This is a genomic window from Biomaibacter sp. TOL (assembly GCF_059717795.1).
Genome location: NZ_AP046092.1, coordinates 1,002,387 through 1,018,657 on the forward strand (window position 1 = coordinate 1,002,387; position 16,271 = coordinate 1,018,657).

12 protein-coding genes and 1 riboswitch are annotated in these 16,271 nt (G+C 44.4%); all 12 genes read right to left on the reverse strand.

Annotated features, from left to right (window positions below; all coding sequences use genetic code 11):
• Nucleotides 1-35 precede the first annotated feature (35 nt).
• Nucleotides 36-335 (reverse strand): YerC/YecD family TrpR-related protein, encoded by a 300-nt coding sequence (locus tag AC6I1H_RS05030; RefSeq protein WP_497739882.1) that lies wholly within the window; start codon nucleotides 333-335, stop codon nucleotides 36-38.
• The gene (locus tag AC6I1H_RS05035) at nucleotides 307-1,473 is read right to left on the reverse strand and encodes an MGDG synthase family glycosyltransferase (protein WP_497739883.1); all 1,167 of its coding nucleotides are present in this window, start codon (nucleotides 1,471-1,473) and stop codon (nucleotides 307-309) included. The genes AC6I1H_RS05030 and AC6I1H_RS05035 overlap by 29 nt, the downstream gene beginning before the upstream one ends.
• Before the next feature lie 33 nt (nucleotides 1,474-1,506).
• The gene (locus tag AC6I1H_RS05040) at nucleotides 1,507-2,043 is read right to left on the reverse strand and encodes a phosphatase PAP2 family protein (RefSeq protein WP_497739884.1); all 537 of its coding nucleotides are present in this window, start codon (nucleotides 2,041-2,043) and stop codon (nucleotides 1,507-1,509) included.
• Between the two features lie 28 nt (nucleotides 2,044-2,071).
• A complete protein-coding gene (locus AC6I1H_RS05045; protein ID WP_497739885.1) occupies nucleotides 2,072-2,485 on the reverse strand; it encodes an adenine nucleotide alpha hydrolase family protein in 414 nt (137 codons plus the stop codon).
• Nucleotides 2,486-2,565: 80 nt separating this feature from the next.
• Nucleotides 2,566-4,017 carry an aminotransferase class I/II-fold pyridoxal phosphate-dependent enzyme gene (locus AC6I1H_RS05050; RefSeq protein ID WP_497739886.1) on the reverse strand — a complete coding sequence of 484 codons (1,452 nt, stop codon included), beginning with the start codon at nucleotides 4,015-4,017 and terminating at the stop codon, nucleotides 2,566-2,568.
• 65 nt (nucleotides 4,018-4,082) lie between these two features.
• The gene (locus AC6I1H_RS05055; RefSeq protein WP_497739887.1) at nucleotides 4,083-4,706 is read right to left on the reverse strand and encodes a BsuPI-related putative proteinase inhibitor; all 624 of its coding nucleotides are present in this window, start codon (nucleotides 4,704-4,706) and stop codon (nucleotides 4,083-4,085) included.
• Between the two features lie 274 nt (nucleotides 4,707-4,980).
• Nucleotides 4,981-6,096 (reverse strand): stalk domain-containing protein, encoded by a 1,116-nt coding sequence (locus AC6I1H_RS05060; protein ID WP_497739888.1) that lies wholly within the window; start codon nucleotides 6,094-6,096, stop codon nucleotides 4,981-4,983.
• A gap of 198 nt (nucleotides 6,097-6,294) precedes the next feature.
• Nucleotides 6,295-8,094: a flagellar assembly protein A gene (locus AC6I1H_RS05065; protein WP_497739889.1), complete on the reverse strand. Its 1,800-nt coding sequence runs from the start codon at nucleotides 8,092-8,094 to the stop codon at nucleotides 6,295-6,297.
• A gap of 221 nt (nucleotides 8,095-8,315) precedes the next feature.
• A riboswitch (cyclic di-GMP riboswitch) is annotated at nucleotides 8,316-8,400 on the reverse strand.
• A gap of 246 nt (nucleotides 8,401-8,646) precedes the next feature.
• The gene (gene ltrA, locus AC6I1H_RS05070) at nucleotides 8,647-9,903 is read right to left on the reverse strand and encodes a group II intron reverse transcriptase/maturase (RefSeq protein WP_497740708.1); all 1,257 of its coding nucleotides are present in this window, start codon (nucleotides 9,901-9,903) and stop codon (nucleotides 8,647-8,649) included.
• A gap of 604 nt (nucleotides 9,904-10,507) precedes the next feature.
• Nucleotides 10,508-12,925, reverse strand: coding sequence for an endopeptidase La (gene lon / locus AC6I1H_RS05075; protein ID WP_497740713.1), 2,418 nt, complete (start codon nucleotides 12,923-12,925; stop codon nucleotides 10,508-10,510).
• Between the two features lie 152 nt (nucleotides 12,926-13,077).
• Nucleotides 13,078-14,745, reverse strand: coding sequence for an ATP-dependent protease LonB (lonB, locus tag AC6I1H_RS05080; protein WP_497739890.1), 1,668 nt, complete (start codon nucleotides 14,743-14,745; stop codon nucleotides 13,078-13,080).
• A gap of 255 nt (nucleotides 14,746-15,000) precedes the next feature.
• Nucleotides 15,001-16,266 (reverse strand): ATP-dependent Clp protease ATP-binding subunit ClpX, encoded by a 1,266-nt coding sequence (gene clpX, locus AC6I1H_RS05085; protein ID WP_497739891.1) that lies wholly within the window; start codon nucleotides 16,264-16,266, stop codon nucleotides 15,001-15,003.
• Nucleotides 16,267-16,271: the final 5 nt, after the last annotated feature.

Genomic DNA, 16,271 nt, shown 5'->3' on the forward strand with positions numbered 1-16,271 from the left:
CCTACAAAAAGAAGCGTGTAAACCACGCCGAATTCTTATTTTTCCTTTTTTCCGAGCCTTTCCAGTATCATATTATAGCCATTGGCACCGTAATTCAAATAGCGCTTGACGCGGCTTATGGTGGCGGTGCTGGCACCGGTGGTCTGGGCAATATCGGTGTATGTATGGCCGCTTTTTAACATTTCTGCCACCTGAAGTCTCTGAGCCAGAGACTGGATTTCTCCTATGGTACAGATATCTTCAAAAAACCTGTAGCATTCTTCACGGTTTTTAAGAAGAAGCACTGCGTCAAAGAGCCTGTCAATGTTAGGATCCCTCAGTTTTTCTAATTCCATGACCCCACCCCACGTTATATTTTTCCATAAGATCCAGCACTACTTCTGCTGCTTTCAGGGCAGACCCGGTTTTTTTCAACTTTGAACCGCGGGATTTTATATACTGCAGTTTTTTTTCATCCGAAAGCATATCCTTAACCATTTTCAGCAATATCTCCCGGTCCCTGGCGTACCTGGCCGCACCGTTTCTCAGTAAAAACCTGGCATTCCTTTCCTCCTGGCCGGGAAGCGGATTGTATATTATTATGGGGAGCTCTCTTGCCAGCGCTTCAGCCATAGTGAGACCGCCCGCCTTCGTTATCATCAGGTCGGCTGCTTCCATAAAATCCCACATGTTTTCTACAAATCCATACACTTTTATGTTGTCAAAATCTTTTTGCCTTGCGGTTTCTTCGAGACTATACCGGGCCGATATATTTTTCCCGCACACTACCGCCAGCTGTAAAGGCTCCCGGGCAAGGGCCTCGATCAACTGTCTATCAATGCCTGAAATGCCCAGGCCTCCCCCTGCCATAAGCACAACAGGCATGTCCTTCTCGAAACCCAGGATTTCCTTTGCCCGAACCTTGCCTTTAAAAACATCATAATTGGGATCTATGGGGATTCCGGTGGCGAATACATTATCCGGGGCCACTCCGAACTTCAACATGGGTTTAATCATGACTTCATGTGCAACCAGATAGGCGTCGATACCCTCATTTATCCAGAAGCCGTGGACATCAAAATCTGTAATGACGGCCGCAAGAGCGAAAGACAAACCCTTGCGTTTCAGACGGGATGCCACGCAGCACGGAAACGGGTGTGTGCACACAATCACATCAGGTTTTTCTCTTTCGAGCATACCTTTCAATATAGAGGATGCTCCCATTTGAATCATTTTCTTCGCAATGGTGGCCCTTTTCTTGTTTCGCTCCCTCTCATAAAAATAACCCCATATTTCAGGTCTGATATCCAGAGCCTTCAAATAAAGATTCAGGGTCATCCTTGAAAAATAGGGTCGAAAATACTGGAAAAAATTGATTATCCTCACTTCAGTATTCGGAGACGTTTTTTTTATCCCTTTTAATAAAGCCGCAGCAGCCATCTCATGGCCTGTTCCGAATTTTTCCGACAGAATTAAAACTTTTCCATTCTTCATCGGGCTTTCCGACCTCTCAATTTTATGGTGCCTTCAGAGCATGCTCGTCAGAGCATGCGTAAAAAGGGCAAATCCGGTGCCCAGAAAAGCCCCGCTCAAAACATCCGAAGGATAATGCATGCCTGTGTATATGCGCGACACTCCGACAGCCGCAGCAAGAGAATATGTCAGTACGCTGTAAGAAGGAAAATAAATTGACAGAATAGCCGCCATTGAAAAGCCGGCGGTGGTATGACCTGAAGGGAAAGAATAATCCTTCAGCAGCCTGCTCCAGAATGTGTTGACCTCGGGAAGCACCATATACGGCCTTTTGCGGTAGATCCGCCTTTTGAAAAGTTGCACAATCCCTTGGCTTCCGGTTACGGTTACAAAGGCTTCCGCTGCCGCGATTTTTGTGTCCTTCTGGCCGAAGGTGTAAAGCACGAAACACAAAAACATGGTGAATATAGCCCCACCCAGATGCGTGATACGGGGCATAATTATATCGAGTATTCTGCACCTCATTCTCTGGTTTAGATAGATAAAGACCCTTTTATCTTTCTGATAAAGGTAATCCCACAAGCCCCTCAAGAAAAAGTCCTCCTTAACATAAAAACTTTTAATCCACCACTTCCACCTGAATTCCGCTCATTTCCACTTCTTTAATCAGCGGATTGATAATTTCTCCGTGTTTTTGAATTTCAAAGGCCGAGCGAAGAGATTTTCCCACAACGATATGGGTTATTTTATTGTTCTTTGCGAAATCGGCCAGCGTATCGTAAATCTTATCTCCCGATAATATCGAAACGGTTCCTCCCAGATTTTTCGCCGATTCGAACAGTTCCAGCAGGATCTTATGCTCCTTAAGTTCGCGGTTAAGCTCGAGCCTTTTGTTAACATATATAACCACGAACTGTCCGCCCACTTCTTTGGCCCTGGCGGCTCCCCTTTCTATCAACCTTTCACAGCTTTTTTGGGGTGTAACACAGACCATTATTCTGTGCTCAACTCCAGGGTCAAATAAGACCATCATGGCAGATCCCCTCTCATTCAGTTATTTTCCGCTCTGTAATTATTATATATGATATTCACAGCTTGTGCAATGAATAAAATTTACTTTATGATATTTATATAGTTCAGTTCCCTGTCTTCCATGCCCTGGATAAGACTTCCGGCCTCTTTTAGCATTATAATTTCATCAATTATATCGTGAGTGATTATTTCACCGGGGCAAATGATCGGAATGCCCGGAGGATATGCCATTATCATTTCTCCCGATATCCTGCCGTACGATTCTTTGAAGCAATGAGGTCTTTTTTCGCTGTAAAAAGCTTCTTTTGGAAGGATTGCCAGTTCCGGAATCGGAAGTTCCGGTATGGGCGGCAACTTGATTTTTTTTGCTCCCCCGAAATCCCCTGCCATGCCGGCAAGGGCTTCAACCAGCGCCGAAACAGAATTTTTGGTATCGCCTATACTCACTATCGCCAGAATATTATAAAAATCCGACAATTCCACCTGGATATGGTATTTTTGCCGCAGAATTTTCGATGCGGTATATCCCGTTATGCCGAGCTCTTTTACGTTTATGCACAGCTTTGTGGGATCCAGCGCAAAATCCTGGTTCAACCTCAGCACTTCGCTGCCCATGCATCGGAGCCCTTCAATGGAATTTATTTTATACCGCGCCCACTGTGCAAGATTTACAGCCTTTGCAACGAGTTTACGGCCCCGCAAAGCCATATTCTTTCTGGCTGTATCAAGAGATGCAAGAAGAATATAGGAAGGGCTGGTGGTCTGAGACAGGTTGAGGATAGATTTGACATATCCCGGCGAAAACCTTCCACCCTTTAAAAAGAGCATCGAGCTCTGGGTAAGGGACCCCGCAAGCTTATGAGTGCTCGAAGCGGAAAGATCCGCTCCGGCTTCCATGGCGGAGACAGGAAGGCTTTCATGAAATGCAAGATGCGCCCCATGGGCCTCGTCCACCAGTGCCGCCATATTGTTGTCGTGGGCCAATTTCACCAGTTCGGAAAGCGGGCTCGCTATGCCGTAATATGTGGTGTTTATGATGAAAAGAGCCTTCGCCTCGGGATTTTTTCTAATGACATTTAATGTTTCACTCAATGTGACACCCATGGCTATGCCGAAATCTTCGTTGATTTCCGGCCTTATGTACACCGGTTCGGCACCGCTCAATATTATAGAACTTATAGCGGATTTGTGGGCGTTTCTTGGCAAAAGAATTTTATCCCCTTCGCGGCAGGCCGCCATAATCATTGCCTGTATTCCCGAAGTTGTGCCGTTCACCAAAAAAAAAGCCCTGTCTGCGCCAAAAGCTTCGGCAGCCAGAGTTTCCGCATCTTTTATTACTCCGGCAGGACACATGATGCTGTCAAGATCCGGCATAATTGTGAGATCTATGTTCATGGCGTTCTTGCCTATGAATTCGGTAAATTCCGGATTTCCCGCGCCGTGTTTGTGACCGGGCACATGAAAGGAGATGGTATTTTCATACATATAGTTTTTCAGTGCATCAAAAATGGGAGTTGTTTCCTGTGAAAGCATAATTCTCACTCCACCGATGTGAATTTATACTATTTTTCCCAATTTATATATTTTAATGAGCAGGCTCATGCGACTATTTCAAATTCCAGGCTCAATCTTATACCCGGGGTCGCCAGATTCCACCCCGTGATCCGGTATGTGCCGGGCCTTGTCAGCACGTCGTCGGCCTTCTGATCCCAGACTACCCTGTAAACCTTTTCCTCTCCCGGTTGAAAAGTATCGGAAATAACCACCTGTGTGAAAAACTGATTTCTCGACCACTGCCATATCAGATTGTTGTCTCTGCTTACTCTGAAATCTACTTTCTGAGAAGTGCTGTATGTGAGAGTAAGCGGCACCGACAGTATGTTCTTTTTGCGGAGCCTTATTACGACAGGTTCGCCCATTTTATAGACCGCCTTGTTCAGGCTCAGGGCATACTCCACGCCGTCAAAAGTCCTGGTGACCGTCGGCCTGGGGCGAGGACCCGACGGAGGACCCGGGGGCGGTGTGGGACACGGAGGGCATGGCGGACACGGCTGCGCAGGCGGGCCGACAGGACCTTCTGCAGGGATGAGAAGGACTTGGCCTGCAAATATAATGTCGGGATTAGCCAGATTATTGGCCGCCATAATGGCTTCCACGGTGGTGCCGAATCTTCCTGCAATGGCAAAAAGAGTATCTCCCGAACGCACCAGATAACGTATCATTGAAAAACCTCCTCCCTTTTTGCAGCAATCTATTATATGTTATGAATGCGTACCACAATATGTGACGTCTAAGTCCTCCGGATGCAGTTAACAAAAAAGACCCGGCTTTACAAGCAACAGGTCTTATACGTAATGTGTCAGGTCGCCAGAATTACTGAAACCTATTTTATAATTCCGGCGTAGAAACTAAGGCCACTGCCGGAGATAGCCAAATGCACCGGAAAGCTGAGCCGTCGCCGCTCTCGAGTTGAAAACAAGTAGGATATGCATCTATTTAATAACTGTAGTCCCAATCAAACGTAACCTTGCCGGACGAACTCACATCAAATGAAACCATTGTCCTGTTGTTTTGATTTTCCACTTCTCCCGATATATCATAATCATCGAACTCATCGAGAACATAATTCACTATATCCTTAATCCATCTTTCCGCATAACTTGTTTCCTTGACTGCACTCCATTCATTGCCGTATTCTGATGTATCCACAGTGATGGTAATATATATTTCCTCATCGTCTTCGTCGCCGTCAATGCTTATATCAGCAGTCATGCTTCCAAATTTGCTGCTGTAATCGTCGAGGTTGTCTCCAAATTCGTCGTTTAATTCATCTTCCAGGTCGTCGAAATCATACGTGCTGTATTTAAAAGTGACGGTCAATTTGCTGCCGGAAGAGCTGAACTTTACAAGAGTTTTATCCTCGTCCGTGTCTTCTATTGTGCCGGAAAAGTCCGCATCGGGATATTCGTCCTGCACATAATCAAAAATATCGTTGAGCCAGCTTTCTATTGAACTCTGGCTTGTGGAATTCCATTTGCTTTTATAATCTGAAAGATCTATCCCTATGGTCACTTCCAGGTCATCTTCATCACCGTCAACATCATAGTCAAACTCCATGCTCTTCCATTTGGAATACTCGTCATACAGGTAATCCTCCAGGTCTTTTGCCGCGTTTACACTGTTCTTTGATGTCTGATTTTTCAAGCTGGCTTCCAGATCCGAAACCCTTATCTGCAGGTATGAGTTCTGCTGGGTAAGCTGAGTTATCTGGCTGTCCTTCTGTGCAAGCTGGTTTTTCAAATCAGCGATTTGCTGCTGCAAAGCCTGATTTGCTTCCGTCCTGCTACTTATAACCACTGCATTTTTACCGGCATCCCAGGAAACACTCGCTCCGAGAGCTGTGCTTACCAGCCGTATGGGCACATATGTAACATTATCGTAAATGAAAGGTTCCGGGGTGTCGGCCTGCTGTTTTCCATCCACATAAATCTTAATACCGTTGAAATACGCCTTTATATTTTTCATACTCCCGCCTGCCGCCATGGCCGCTGAACTGAATATTATAGCGCTTATGGCAATGGCGGCAATTAATGTATAAAATTTCCCTTTCATAACAAAAACCTCCCAAAAATATATTCATCCCAATGGTTTCGATTTATTTTACAGTATTGGGATGTTATTTAAACTTCTCCATCGGAGGTGGAAAATCCTTCAATATTTTTATTTTCCTTAAAAAAATATCAAGCTGTTCATATTCCAGAATCAGCCGTGACGCATTTAATTGTATAAAATCTAGAAAATTCACCATTATTATCTTTTTAATTTATCTATATCTAGAATTATATCATCCGATATTTCATCAAATTTAAAACTATATTTATCAATTTGGACAACAGAGTTGTAATATGCCTTTTTTATCTTTACCTTTGAATTCATTTCAGTATATACTTTTGTAAATACCCCAACTTCTGATCCCAACTCTTTTATATATATGTCACCGCGAGCATATATTTCACCGCCTCGAAAAACACCGAAAACATTAACATTTCCTCCTGCGTTAATAATAGTATTATAGCACCCATGGTCGATAACATATACATCTCCTGTCGCCATTAAATTTGAATTTAATGCATATTTTATTTTTATATCACTTTTCTTTTTTAAATTTATATCAAAGTATTCATGCCATTTATAAACATCATTAACAAGATTATCCAAATCTAACATATTTTTTACTGATAAAGGCGCTTTTATTAATATATTTTCAAGCTTCTTTGCAAATTGAATAAATTCGCCGGGCAGCAAAATATCGGGTATTTTTAAAACTTCCGAAATAAAATTCTCAACATCGCGAGATATATCCGGTATCTTGTTATCGATTACGATTTTAATTAAGAAACCCGGAGGATATTTATTTTTATCTTGCATAGCATTTTGAAGTTGATTGATTATTAAAATTAATTTTCTTAATTCTTCTTTTAATTTTTTTATCAAACGCAGCATATTAGCATTAGAAACTTGATTGCCGGCTATAATGATAGAAGAAATCACATTGCCATTGATTGTAACAGAATCTTCAGCTTTGACTGTGGCATGCGACACAATACCACCTATTTTAATTTTTCCTGCCCCTATTACAGAAAAACCATCTTTAACTTCACCAGATATTAAAATATCACCTAAAAAATGTATATTGCCGCTCTCAATATTCACATCGCCAAAATGTTCCAGATAAGGTAAAACTTTTACCTCTACCTTGTTGCCATATTTGTGTAATACAGGACGCCCCTGAGATGCAGCAATAATCATGTTGCCATCAGAACTTATAACGGTCCCCTTTCCCGAAACTAATTCTATATCAATATACTCACGGGGTAAAATAACCTGTCCATTAACATCAATTCCCGGTTTGCCCTGTTTGCCTGGTATCTTTTTTACAAGTAATTCACCTGGGGCCACACTGGTAAATTTATATCGATTTTTAAAATCGACCTTTCCATCTTCAAATTCTACAACTTCTTTCTCTTCGGTTGAAAAAAATATTTCAATTCTAGAATCAATACCAGGCTCAGGAGGTCTGCCTCTAGCTACTACAGTCTTTGTCGGCTCTTTAATACTGCTAACAGATACACAAGCAGGCCAGTCGATTCCATGTGAAATATTAAGTTTTTTCAATTCTGCTAATAGTTCGTCAGGACTTAACGGGCTTTCATACGTTTTATTTTCCAAAGGCTCAAGATACAAACTTTCTGTAGGCAAAAAATCCGGCAAATATCTTTCGATTTTAACAGAAGGTTTAACAAAAAGCACCGCTTCAAGCCCATCTTCTGATATCTCTATATTCCAGGAACCCTTTTGATGTTCGTTAATAACTTTTACCTCTAACCTGTCGTCTACACTAACAGGTGTTGGTTCATGCTTTTCTTCATCATTGACTTTAAAAATTATATTTTTGCCGGGAATAACAACGGGAAAAGGCCCTTCGCTGGGGTGGTATATTTTGAACTTTCCCTTTTCAAATGCTATCCAGGATTCCTCTTTATTTTTACTTTTGTCGGTAATGTTATGGCTCATTTTATTAAAACTTTTAATAATATTTTCTTTATTCATTATTTATGCCCCCATTTTCTAGCATGCCCTTAATTTTTTTAATTGGTTTAATACCCCTTTTAGCCGATCACATTTATTTATTTCTAAATAAATTATTTGTCAATATCGTTAAAACAATTACGATTAATATGAATTTTATAATGTATAAAAAAACGGTACCCTGCCGGTACCTATGCGTAAAAATATAATGTTTCTGATTTTTCATCAAAAATCATACAAGTCCCGGCAGCCCGGCAGCCATAGCCGTTCGGCCTTAGGTCCGCGGCTTTGCGTCCCCACCTTTCGGTGAGTTTGCCCTTTTCGGTTTTTGTCTATAATAAACAAATTGATATTTTTTTTATATATACGACAAAAAATACCTTAAATCCTTCATAATATCTTAATATATAATTTTTTTTTTTTTTTTTTTTTTTTTTTTTTTTTTTTTTTTTTTTTTTTTGAATAATATTTCTTAATTTATTGTGTTTTGGACATGCGGCGCAATCGAGTAGGAGGGGGCGATTAGCCCCCGACCTCTCACACCACCGTACGTACCGTTCAGTATACGGCGGTTCACCAAGCTTTGCGAATTTCATGATATCTCTTTGCTAAGCTCATGAGTCCTTGACCCTGCCAATAGGCGTTGTTGAGGGCTGTGTTTAATACCCCCGACATACGCCAGTATCCCTTTCGGGCGTTGGCAAGTTTATGGACCGCCCATTCCGGAAGTTTCAGATTCCTCAGTTCCCGGTATCTTGTCTTAACCTTCTTCCATTGTTTCCACAGGCACATGCGTAGTCTTCTTCTTATCCATCCGTCGAGTTCTTCAAGTTTGCTGGGTGTTTCTGATAGCGCGAAGTACCCCAGCCATCCGCCAAGGTATGTGTTTAGTCTTTCTATTCTCTGTGTTATTCCGTGTCCGTTGCTTCTTGAGGTTATTTCTCGGATTTTATTCTTGACTTTGTCTATGCTCTGTGGTGCGATTCTTATTTTGGTTGTTCCATCTTTGGCGATATACATGCTGAAGCCAAGGAATTTCCTCTTCCATGGTCTGTCCACTGCGCTCTTTTGTTCGTTTACTCTGAGTTTTAGTTTATTCTTCAGGAAAGCTGTTATGCTTTCCATTACCCGTTGCCCGGCTCTTTTGCTTTTGACGTAGATGTTGCAATCGTCTGCGTATCTTACGAATTTGTGTCCTCTTTTCTCTAGTTCTTTGTCTAGGTCGTCAAGGATTATGTTTGCAAGAAGTGGACTTAGGGGCCCGCCTTGAGGTGTTCCTTCATCGGTAATCATGATTACTCCGTTTATCATTACTCCTGCCGCAAGATAGCTGCGTATGAGCTTTAATATGCGTTTGTCTTTTATCTTGCGAGCTACTCTGGCCATGAGTATGTCATGGTTTACTCTGTCGAAGAATTTCTCAAGGTCCATGTCCACTACCCAGTTATATCCTTGGTTTACGTATTGGCGTGCTTTCCTTACTGCGTCGTGGGCTCTTCGGTTGGGCCTGAATCCGTAGCTTGATTCTGAGAATTCCGGGTCAAAGATGGGTGTTAGTACTTGCAACAGAGCCTGCTGGATTAGGCGGTCTGTGACGGTGGGGATTCCTAACAGTCTCACTCCTCCACTGGGTTTCGGGATTTCGACCCTGCGCACTGGTTGAGGCTTGTAGGTCCCCGTAAGAAGTTGTTCTTTTATGTGAGGCCAGTTTTCTCGTAGGTATGTCCGGAGGGATTCTACCGGCATACTGTCTACGCCTGGCGCTCCTTTGTTTTCTTCTACCCGTCGCAGTGCTTTTGTCATATTCTCTCTTGATACTACCTTCTCCATCAGGTGGATATCATGGTCCTTCGGGGATATCTTCTCGGGTTGTGCCGGATACATACTCGGCCCTCCCTGGGACCCTTGCGGCTTCACCGCTTCTTTCCCAGGGTAGGCCCCTTGCGGGGTTTTCTGCTGTCGTTGTATGTTTCTCGAACTTGCCAAGTTTTATCCCTCGCTTCGTGTTCGGCCCTTCGTCGGCATGACGTCTATGCCGACTATTATGGCCTCTGCTGACTTCTGACGGTTCAGCCGGGTCTCTCGGCCCGGGTTGTTAGTTTCCCTAACGTTTCCGCCAGACCTCCCCGGGTAAGAGCAATAGCCTTCGCCCCGTATACCTGCCGCATTTACTACACAGCCCCTTGGCAGTGTTGGATTTCGTTTTGTTTGGCAAACTCATCCGAACTGTATAGCCTTATATGCGGTTCGTGTTCCTCAGGCCGTGGCTTTGCTTACAGCTTCCTTCAGATTCTATCTCACGATAGACACCCTTGCTGTTTGGCTAATGGTCGCCGCTGCCAGCCCCATAGCAGACTTTCACTGCCGAGCTATTACCCATGCCGGGCACACCAAAAAATTAGGCAAAACTTAAGGAAGTTTTGCCTAATTAATTTTATGACGGATATATATTCACCTGTTCTTCTCCGCCGCTTTCCAGGGGTGAAAGTCGCTTTTCGGCAGGAGACTTCAGCGCTCTCTGCAAAACTTCATTCATATTGTTTACGAATACGAAACACAAATCATCTTTTACATGCTGGGGAACTTCCTCCAAATCTTTAGTGTTTTCCTCGGGAAGTATTATGGTCTTGATGCCGGCTCTGTGGGCTGCCAACACCTTTTCTTTTATCCCTCCCACCGGCAGTACCCTGCCTCGGAGCGTTATTTCGCCGGTCATGGCCACCGTCCTGTCAACCGGCCTTGCCGACAGTGCGGAAATTAAAGCGCACGCCATCGTGATGCCCGCCGATGGTCCGTCTTTGGGTATGGCGCCTTCGGGAACATGGATATGAATATCGTATTTTTCGTTAAAATCCTCTTCTATACCGAGTTCTTCCGCTCGGGACCTTACATAGCTGTAACCCGCATGGGCCGATTCCTGCATCACATCCCCCAGCTTTCCGGTGAGTATTAATTTGCCTTTGCCCTTCATTACGGTCACTTCAATGCTCAGGATGTCTCCGCCCACTTCAGTCCAGGCAAGTCCCGTAGCAACGCCCACCAGATCCTGCTTTTCAAGAACTCCATAGTGAAATCTGGGGCTGCCCAGAAATTTCTCCACCATGGCGGCGTCTACATCCAGAACGGTCTTCTCTCCTTCAACTATGGCTTTCGCCACTTTCCGGCATATGTTGGCGATTTCCCGCTCCAGATTCCTTACACCGGCTTCCCTCGTATAGTTGCGTATAATTTTAAGCAAACCGTCATTGGTAAATGTGATTTTATCCGGAGTAAGGCCGTGTTCCTTAAGCTGTTTGGGTATAAGGTGCCTTCTGGCTATCTCGAGTTTTTCATCTTCCGTATATCCGGGGATTGTTACGGTCTCCATTCTATCAAGAAGCGGACGCGGTATATTGTAAAGATTATTGGCTGTAGTAATAAACAATACCCTGGATAAGTCAAAGGGCAGTTCAATATAATGGTCTGAAAAACTATTGTTCTGTTCGGGGTCCAGTACTTCCAGAAGCGCCGCCGACGGATCCCCCCGAAAATCGGCACTCATCTTATCGACTTCATCAAGCAGAAAGACCGGATTTCTTGATCCCGCCTGCTTCATTCCCTGGATTATTCTTCCCGGCAGGGCTCCCACATATGTTCTCCGGTGCCCTCTTATCTCCGCCTCGTCCCGCACGCCGCCAAGAGATATCCTCACAAACTTCCGATCCATAGCTCTCGCAATCGACCTTGCCAGAGACGTTTTGCCCACTCCGGGGGGGCCTGCCAGACATAAAATTGGGCCTTTGATCCTGCCGGAAAGTTTCTGTACAGCCAGAAATTCCAGGATGCGTTCTTTTACTTTTTCAAGGCCGTAATGTTCTTCATTCAATATTTGTTCCGCGGCCTTTATATCCATACTGTCTTCTGTAAGTATATTCCACGGGAGCGAAACAATCCATTCAAGATATGTCCTGATAACGGATATTTCTACGGAAGCGGGAGGCATTTTTTCCAGTCTATCCACTTCTTTGAGAATCTTCTCTTCAAGTTCACTTGAAAGCCCCAGGGCTTTTATCTTTTCCCGGTATTCGTCGGCCTCCAGCGTCCTTTCGTCCTGCTGGCCCAGCTCCTTCTGTATGGCACGCATCTGCTCTCTAAGATAATATTCCTTCTGGCTCTTTTCTATCTGTTTTTTAACCCGATTATTAATCTTTCTTTCAATTTCCAGGATTTCTATCTCCTGGGAAATTATTTGAAACAATAATTCCAGCCTTTTTTTAAACGAAAGGGTCTCGAGAATTTTTTGTTTGTCTTCCGTTTTGACGGCAAGCTGCGATGCCACGACATCGGCAAAACGACCCGGGTTTGTAACACCGTTCAACGTAATTATTACATCTAGAGGCAGCTTCCTGGTAAGGTCCATGTAACGTTCGAAAAGGCTCATGACGCTTCTCATCAGGGCTTGTTCTTCAGGGGATGCCTTTTCATCTCCTTCAAACACTTCTTCCACTCTGACTTTAAAAAAAGGTTCCGTTTGAACGTATTCTTTTATTACCGCCCTGTTGAGACCTTCTATCAAAACCCTGATAGTATCCTGCGGCATTTTCAAAAGCTGCTTGATTTTTGCCACCGTTCCGGTCTCATATATATCATCTTTGTCGGGGAAATCCGTCTTGGCATCTTTTTGAGCCACCAGCAGTATTTTCTGGTCCATTACCATTGCTTCTTCCAGAGCTCCGATGGATTTATCCCTTCCTACATCAAAGTGGAGCACCATGTTTGGAAACACCAGTAGTCCCCGGAGGGGCAGCAGGGGCAGGGTGCGGCCTATATCTTTTCTTATCACAAAAATTCCCCCTACAAATTCAACCTGCATATATATATTTATTCTATAAAAATTCTTCAATTCCTCCCCCTTCATATGTGAAGTGTGAATTGAGATGTTGGAAGTGAGATAAGACTAAAGCACACATCAAACATCTCGCCTCGCACATCACGAATTCTGGCCTCTGTTTTATGTCTGACTTCCTATCTCTGATTTCCGGCCCCTGTTAATAGCATTTCTTTTATTGAATTACATTTTGAAGAAACAAGGGCATGTTCGATTACTTCTTCGATTCTATCCACCGCTATTATTTTTATATCTAAAGTCTTGAACATTTCCTGCCAGTTTTCTTTAGGTATAATAACAGTCTTTACTCCCGCCCTGCGAGCCGCTTCGATCTTCGGCACCACTCCGCCAATGGATTTTACATAGCCCCTTATTGAAAGTTCCCCTGTCATGGCCACTTCGTTGTTGATTGGAGTGTTGGTAATGGCTGAATATATGGAGGTGGCTATGGTTATACCCGCAGAAGGGCCGTCAATGGGTACGCCGCCGGGGAAGTTCAGGTGAATATCGTAATCCCTGGGATCTACCTCCAGGTACTTCCTTAAAACCGTCATCACATTGTCCACCGAACCCCTGGCTGTACCTCTTCTCCTGAGTTTGTGGGCATAGCCCCCCATCTCCTCTTCTTCTACGACTCCAGTAACGGAAAGAGTGCCGTTACCTTTCTGCGTCAGTATGGCGGTGGTTTCAATTTCAAGCAGGGTTCCCATGTTGGGCCCATAAACCGCCAGGCCGTTGGCAAGCCCTATCTGGGGTACGGGGCTTACTTTTTTTTCTGGTCTGGGAGGATATTGGCCGCTGTTTATGACCCACTCCACATCTTTCGCCTCCAGCTTTCTCCTTCCATCGGTCATAGCAAGGCCTGCTGCCATTTGTATGATGTTCACAGCCTCGCGTCCGTTGGTCGCATATTTTTTTATGATATTCAAAGAAAAATCATCCATCTCGAAGTTTATTTTTCTAACTGCATTCTGGGCTATTTTCCCTATGTCTTCCGGTGAAAGCGGCTGAAAAAATATCTCGAGGCATCTGGAACGGATTGCGGGAGGTATCTCATCCGGAGTCCTCGTGGTGGCTCCTATCAGCCGGAAATCGGCCGGCAGGCCGTTTTGAAATATTTCATGTATATGCCTAGGAATATTGGGATCTTCGCTGCTGTAATATGCGCTTTCCAGAAATACCTTGCGGTCTTCCAGCACCTTCAGGAGTTTGTTCATCTGTATCGGATGAAGTTCTCCTATTTCATCTATGAACAGCACGCCGCCGTGTGCCTTGGTGACGGCACCGGGTTTGGGTTGCGGTATACCCGCGATTCCCAGCGGACCAGCTCCCTGATATATGGGATCATGGACCGAACCTATAAGTGGGTCCGCTATGCCCCTCTCATCAAATCTGGCTATAGTGGCGTCCACCTCCACAAATTTCGCATCGGGTTTGAAAGGAGATCCCGCAGTTCTCTTTGCATCTTCCAACACAAGCCTGGCTGCAGCGGTTTTGCCTATTCCCGGCGGGCCGTAGATTATGACATGCTGAGGATTCGGGCCACACAGAGCCGCCCGCAGGGCTTTCAATCCGTCGGATTGGCCGATGATTTCGTCAAAAGACGCGGGACGAGTTTTTTCCGCAAGAGGCTGGGTAAGAGAAATCTCTTTCATCTTTTGCAGTTTTTCCATTTCCTTTCTGGATTCTCTATCAATTGCCACTCTGTTTCCCTGCTGGCTTTTTAAGAGATTTAAAAAATAAAGCCCGATAACAACGGCAAAAAAAATTTGTATCAGGCTCAATAGATTCAAAGTCACGCTCATGAAAATTTCCTCCCTTCCCGAACATCCGGTATTTTTTATTATAACCTTGAAGATTTAATTTATCCTGGAAAGGGAAGTAAAATCAAGTGCGACAGGGGACGGTTCTCAATTTGTCGCATCAGGCGGAGCGGAAACAACGTAAAGGAAACAATATACATAGTTCAGCCATTTGCTGCATTGAAAATGAAAAAATACCAGGCCGATTAAATTGCTCGGCAGGCATAAAAAAAGCCCGGCAAACGCCGGGGCACTGTTTTATGCCGTAACTTCCTTCTTTTTTCCCTTTTTGCGCTCGGCTGTGACTATGATGGGGTCCTCATGGTTGAGGATGACTTCCTTGGTCACCACACACTTGGCTATATCGTTTCGCCGCGGTATTTCGTACATTACGTCCAGCATTATGTCTTCGAGGATGGCCCTCAAGCCTCTGGCGCCGGTTTTCCGCTTTATGGCTTCCTGGGCGATTAATGTCAAAGCGTCATCGGTAAACTCCAGCTGGGCATTGTCCATCTCGAACAGTTTCTGATACTGTTTTACCAGGGCGTTCTTGGGTTCCTTCAATATCTTTATGAGAGCTTTTTCGTCCAGTGCGTCCAGGGTAACTATAATGGGTACTCTTCCAACAAATTCCGGTATCATGCCGTATTTCAGTAAATCCTCGGGCATCATGTGCTTTAATATTTCTCCTACATTTCTGTCTTCCTGGCTTTGAATTTCGGCTTCAAAACCGATGGACTTCTTGCCTATGCGGTTTTTTATAATTTTATCGATGCCTTCAAAAGCTCCGCCGCATATGAACAGTATATTGGTGGTGTCGATCTGTATGAATTCCTGGTGAGGGTGCTTGCGGCCACCCTGCGGAGGAACACTGGCGACGGTCCCCTCCAGTATCTTGAGTAGTGCCTGCTGCACGCCTTCTCCTGAAACATCCCTGGTGATGGATGGGTTCTCGGATTTCCTCGCGATCTTGTCTATTTCGTCGATGTACACAATCCCCTTCTCGGCTTTTTCCACATCGTAGTCGGCGGCCTGTATAAGTTTGAGCAATATGTTTTCCACATCTTCTCCCACATAGCCTGCCTCTGTAAGCGATGTGGCGTCGGCTATAGCAAAAGGCACATTCAAGATCCGGGCAAGGGTCTGGGCAAGAAGCGTTTTGCCGCTGCCCGTGGGGCCGAGCATGATAATGTTGCTCTTCTGGAGTTCCACATCATCCATTTTGACTTCCGAATTGATGCGTTTGTAGTGGTTGTAAACCGCCACCGAGAGTACTTTTTTCGCCTGTTCCTGCCCCACCACATACTGGTCAAGGACTTCCTTTATCTCGTGGGGCTTCGGAATATCGGTAAAATCCATTTCCGCATCTTCGCCGAACTCTTCTTCAATAATTTCATTGCACAGCTCTATACACTCGTCACAGATATACACTCCCGGACCTGCCACTAGTTTTCGAACCTGATCCTGGGTTTTACCGCAAAAGGAACACTTGAGCTGACCCTTATCGTCGCTAAATTTAAACATCCTGA

Bases quoted from the DNA above. Each gene is read 5' to 3' on its own strand.
- AC6I1H_RS05030 (WP_497739882.1), bottom strand. From the start codon at position 335: ATGGAATTAGAAAAACTGAGGGATCCTAACATTGACAGGCTCTTTGAC.
- AC6I1H_RS05035 (WP_497739883.1), bottom strand. From the start codon at position 1,473: ATGAAGAATGGAAAAGTTTTAATTCTGTCGGAAAAATTCGGAACAGGC.
- AC6I1H_RS05045 (WP_497739885.1), bottom strand. From the start codon at position 2,485: ATGATGGTCTTATTTGACCCTGGAGTTGAGCACAGAATAATGGTCTGT.
- AC6I1H_RS05050 (WP_497739886.1), bottom strand. From the start codon at position 4,017: ATGCTTTCACAGGAAACAACTCCCATTTTTGATGCACTGAAAAACTAT.
- AC6I1H_RS05055 (WP_497739887.1), bottom strand. From the start codon at position 4,706: ATGATACGTTATCTGGTGCGTTCGGGAGATACTCTTTTTGCCATTGCA.
- AC6I1H_RS05060 (WP_497739888.1), bottom strand. From the start codon at position 6,096: ATGAAAGGGAAATTTTATACATTAATTGCCGCCATTGCCATAAGCGCT.
- AC6I1H_RS05065 (WP_497739889.1), bottom strand. From the start codon at position 8,094: ATGAATAAAGAAAATATTATTAAAAGTTTTAATAAAATGAGCCATAAC.
- ltrA (WP_497740708.1), bottom strand. From the start codon at position 9,903: ATGGAGAAGGTAGTATCAAGAGAGAATATGACAAAAGCACTGCGACGG.
- lon (WP_497740713.1), bottom strand. From the start codon at position 12,925: ATGCAGGTTGAATTTGTAGGGGGAATTTTTGTGATAAGAAAAGATATA.
- lonB (WP_497739890.1), bottom strand. From the start codon at position 14,745: ATGAGCGTGACTTTGAATCTATTGAGCCTGATACAAATTTTTTTTGCC.
- clpX (WP_497739891.1), bottom strand. From the start codon at position 16,266: ATGTTTAAATTTAGCGACGATAAGGGTCAGCTCAAGTGTTCCTTTTGC.